At 62.9% G+C, this 4,106-nt stretch carries 4 protein-coding genes; all 4 read left to right on the top strand.

The features are described 5' to 3' along the window. The coding region (locus tag AC5JJ6_RS02010; RefSeq protein ID WP_496040438.1) for a TRAP transporter large permease subunit at positions 1-603 on the top strand (603 nt) is incomplete at its 5' end. 412 nt (positions 604-1,015) lie between these two features. Then, positions 1,016-2,026 carry a TRAP transporter substrate-binding protein DctP gene (dctP, locus tag AC5JJ6_RS02005; RefSeq protein ID WP_496040437.1) on the top strand — a complete coding sequence of 337 codons (1,011 nt, stop codon included), beginning with the start codon at positions 1,016-1,018 and terminating at the stop codon, positions 2,024-2,026. 75 nt (positions 2,027-2,101) lie between these two features. Further along, positions 2,102-2,665 carry a TRAP transporter small permease subunit gene (locus AC5JJ6_RS02000; protein ID WP_496040436.1) on the top strand — a complete coding sequence of 188 codons (564 nt, stop codon included), beginning with the start codon at positions 2,102-2,104 and terminating at the stop codon, positions 2,663-2,665. Continuing rightward, positions 2,662-3,978, top strand: a complete 1,317-nt coding sequence (locus AC5JJ6_RS01995) for a TRAP transporter large permease (RefSeq protein ID WP_496040435.1) — start codon at positions 2,662-2,664, stop codon at positions 3,976-3,978. Before AC5JJ6_RS02000 ends, AC5JJ6_RS01995 begins: the two co-directional genes overlap by 4 nt. Positions 3,979-4,106 lie beyond the last annotated feature (128 nt).

Here is a 4,106-nt window from a genome sequence, read left to right as displayed (position 1 = left end):
CTGCTGCTTGCGATCCGTGGCGGCCTGTTCACGCCGTCGGAAGTCGGAGCCTTCGCTGTAGTCTATGCCGCCGTCGTCGGGTTCCTGCTGCACAGGGAACTGACCTGGGCCAGCGTCATGGAGGCCTTGTTCGAAGCTGTGGTCGATACAGGACTGATCATGCTGATCATCCTGTTTTCCGGGATGGTCGGGTACGCCATCATCTTCGAGCAGGCGCCGCAGAGCATCGCCGAAGCCATGACCGGATTGACGCGCGAACCGATCCTCGTGGTGGCGCTGATCCTGGTCTTCCTTTTCATCGCCGGACTGTTCATCGAAAGCACGGTGCTGGTCCTGCTGCTGACGCCGATCTTCCTGCCCATCGTGACGCCGCTGGGCGTAGACCCGGTGCATTTCGGCATCCTCATGATGACCATCGTCACCCTGGGATCGATGACGCCGCCGGTCGGCGTCGCGATGTACACCGTGTGCAGTCTGCTCGATTGCCCGGTGGAGGAATACGTCGTGGAATCGCTGCCCTTCATCTTCACGATCCTGGTGCTGGTCGCGGTTCTCGCCCTTTGGCCCGGCCTCGTCCTGTTCCTGCCGAACGCCCTGATGTGAGGAAAGGCATCGTCACCGATCCCCGGACCATCCTCGTCCATTCTCCGGCATGATCCGGGGATTGTGCTGCGGGCAATTCCGGCTGAAGGCTCTGAGCCGCAGCCGGAAGATGGTTTCGAATCCGCCACGTACAGTAAAAAATCAGGAAGTAACACAGTTCACGGTCACCGCACGGCAATGACGTCTATTGTAATCGAGCGGTATTGAAAGTGGTGGAATGGATCGGAGCTATGAGTTCTGCCGGAGGCGCTGAATTTAAGTATTCAATGATATCTTCATTGCGGCGGCGACGGCTGTTTATGTCGGGCGGTGAGATGCTGTCTTGCGCGTCGGTCGATATCCGCGTATGAGATTCAGAGAACGACATGCGAAAATGCATGCAAACAGCTTGGAACAGCTTGGAGGAACGCTCATGAAACCGCTCAATCTTCTGGGTCGCTCCGCGGCCGCGGCACTGCTGGCGGGGCTGCTGGCGCTGCCGTCCGTTTCCGCGACGGCGCAAACGCTGAAGGCTTCGCATCAATGGCCGAGCGGGACGGGCGACTTCCGTGACGAGATGATCCAGATCATCGCCAAGGAGCTTAGTGCCGCCAATGTCGGGCTCGATGTCCGGGTGTTTCCGGGCTCGTCCCTGGTCAAGCCCCGTGAGCAGTGGAGCGCGCTGTCCAAGGGCCAGATCGACATTTCGCTGTTCCCCCTGGACTATGCCGCCGGCAAGCATCCGCAGTTCAGCGCCACGCTGATGCCGGGGCTCGTCAAGAACCACGAGCACGCCATCCGGCTTTCCAAATCGCCGTTCATGGACGAAATCAAGAAGATCGTCGAAGGCGAGGGGATCATCGTGATCGCCGACGGCTGGCTGGCCGGCGGCTTCGCGTCGAAGAAGAAGTGCATCCTTGCTCCGGAAGACGCGCAGGGGCAGGTGATGCGCGCCGCCGGTCCGATGTTCGAGCGGATGCTGGCGGGAGCGGGCGCCTCGCTGGCATCGATGCCCAGCTCGGAAATCTATACGGCGATGCAGACCGGCGTGCTCGACGGCGCCAACACCTCGTCGGAAAGCTTCAGCTCCTATCGTCTCCAGGAGCAGGTCAAGTGCATGACGCCGCCGGGCGACCAGGCGCTCTGGTTCATGTACGAGCCGCTGCTGATGTCCAAGCGCAGCTTCGACCGGCTCGAACCGAAGCAGCAGGAAGCCTTGATGGCCGCCGCGAAGAAGGCCGAGGACTACGGTTTCAAGAAGGCAGCCGAAGCGGATGCCCAGATGGTCGACCTGTTCAAGAAAGCGGGTGTCGAGATCGTCTATATGGACGCAGCGCAGGCCGACGCCTGGCGCAACCTTGCCAAGGAAACGTCGTACAAGACCTTCGCGGCCGAGGTGACCGGCGGGCAGGCGCTCATCGACAAGGCCCTGGCGGTTCAGTAGCCCCGTAACCGCAAACCCGTCACGGCCCTGCAATCCGGGTGCGCGCAACCGGATTGCAGCGGAAAGGGAACCCTCATGGATTTATTCATCCGGAGCGTCGCGATGGTATCGCGGGCCTGCGGCTTCGTCGCCGGCCTGCTGATCCTCATCTCCATCCTCGTCGTCACCCACATGGTGTTCCAGCGCTACGCTCTCGGCCAGCCGACCATCTGGCAGACCGAGTTCGTGATCTATGCCCTGGTCGCGTCCACGCTGATCGGCAGCCCCTATGTCCTGCTGCTTCGCGGCCACGTCAACATGGACATCGTCGCGATCTATGCTGGTCCGCGCTTCCGCTTCTGGCTGGCGATGGTGGCCTCGATCGGCGCGCTGGGCTTCTGTCTGCTGCTGTTCTGGTTCGGCGCGCATTACTGGTACGAGGCGTGGTCGAAGGACTGGCATTCCGACACGCTCTGGCGGGTGCCGCTCTGGATTCCGCACCTGTCGCTTCCCGTCGGCATAGGGGTCCTGTCGCTGCAATACATCGCGGAGATCCTGAGTCTCGCTACCGGCAGGACTCTTCCCTTCGGCCTGCCGCCGACGACCGGCACGGAAGCGCTGACCCAATCCTTTCCCGCCCATGCGGATACGCTGACATGAACCCGCTATCCATGGGGCTCTTCGTGCTCGTGGGCACGCTCCTGGTCATGATGACCGGGATGCCCATCGCTTTCTCGCTTGGCATCGTCTCTGTGGCGGCGCTGGTGGCGTTCGAGGGGCCGCGCAGCCTGGACTTCATCGCGGAAACCTTCCTGGGGGGCCTCGACGACTTCACGCTGGTGTCGATTCCGATGTTCGTCCTGATGGGGGCGGCCGTCGCGTCGTCCCGCGCCGGGCGCGACCTCTACGAAGCGCTGGACCGCTGGCTTTACCGGGTGCCCGGCGGACTGGTGATCTCCAACCTGGGCGCCTGCGCGCTCTTCGCGGCGCTGACCGGATCGTCGCCGGCGACATGCGCCGCGATCGGCAAGATGGGCATCCCTGAGATGCGCAAGCGCGGCTATCCGGACGAGATCGCGACGGGGTCGATCGCCGCGGGCGGCACGCTCGGCATCCTGATCCCGCCCAGCCTGACCTTCATCCTCTACGGTATCGCCACCGAAAGCTCGATCGGCCGCCTGTTCCTGGCCGGCGTGGTGCCGGGCATCATGCTGACCGTGCTGTTCATGGCCTGGACATGGTTCGCCGTTCGCCGCAGCGGCCACCGCGCCTACGATCCCGCCTTTCGTTGGACGTGGAAGGAGAAATTCTCCGCCCTGCCCAAGGTGCTGCCGTTCCTGGCGATCATCGGCGCCGTGATGTGGGCGCTGTACGGCGGCGTCGCGACGCCGTCGGAAGCGGCGGGGCTGGGAGCGCTGTTCTGCCTGCTGCTCGCCATCGTGATCTACCGGATGTGGCGTATCCAGGATCTCGTGGCGATCTTCCGCGACACGACCAAGGAGTCGGTGATGATCCTGATGATCATCGGCACCTCGATCCTATTCAGCTACATGCTGACCAACCTGTACCTGACGCAGTCCCTGGCGGAGTGGATCGCCTCGCTCGACGTCAACCGGTGGGTGCTGCTGGCGGCGATCAACGCGATGCTTCTGCTCGCCGGATGCTTCCTGCCGCCGGCGGCGATCATCCTCATGACGACGCCGATCCTGCTGCCGATCATCACCGCCGCCGGCTTCGACATCATCTGGTTCGGCGTCATCCTGACCATCAACATGGAAGTCGGCCTGATCACGCCGCCGGTCGGCCTGAACCTCTACGTCATCAACGGCATCGCCCCCGATGTGCCGCTGTCCCGCATCCTGTGGGGCTCGCTGCCATACGTGATGTGCATGCTGCTGGCCATATTGATCCTGTGCATCTTCCCGGGCATCGCGACGTGGCTGCCGGACATGCTGATGGGGCCGGCGACCTGATCGGCTCCATCGGCACCTGAAACCGGATCGGAAACGAAAAGGGGAGGGGGAACGAATAAGGCTATTCCGGGTCGAAAATTGGGCAGCTTCGGTGCGGCGGCTGCCACTTCTTCCCGCATCCAGGGGTT

The organism is Skermanella sp. (assembly GCF_059503625.1).
This window is presented reverse-complemented; position numbering and strand designations above follow the sequence as displayed.

Coding starts and splice junctions, on each gene's coding strand:
- dctP (WP_496040437.1), top strand. CDS start 1,016: ATGAAACCGCTCAATCTTCTGGGTCGCTCCGCGGCCGCGGCACTGCTG.
- AC5JJ6_RS02000 (WP_496040436.1), top strand. CDS start 2,102: ATGGATTTATTCATCCGGAGCGTCGCGATGGTATCGCGGGCCTGCGGC.
- AC5JJ6_RS01995 (WP_496040435.1), top strand. CDS start 2,662: ATGAACCCGCTATCCATGGGGCTCTTCGTGCTCGTGGGCACGCTCCTG.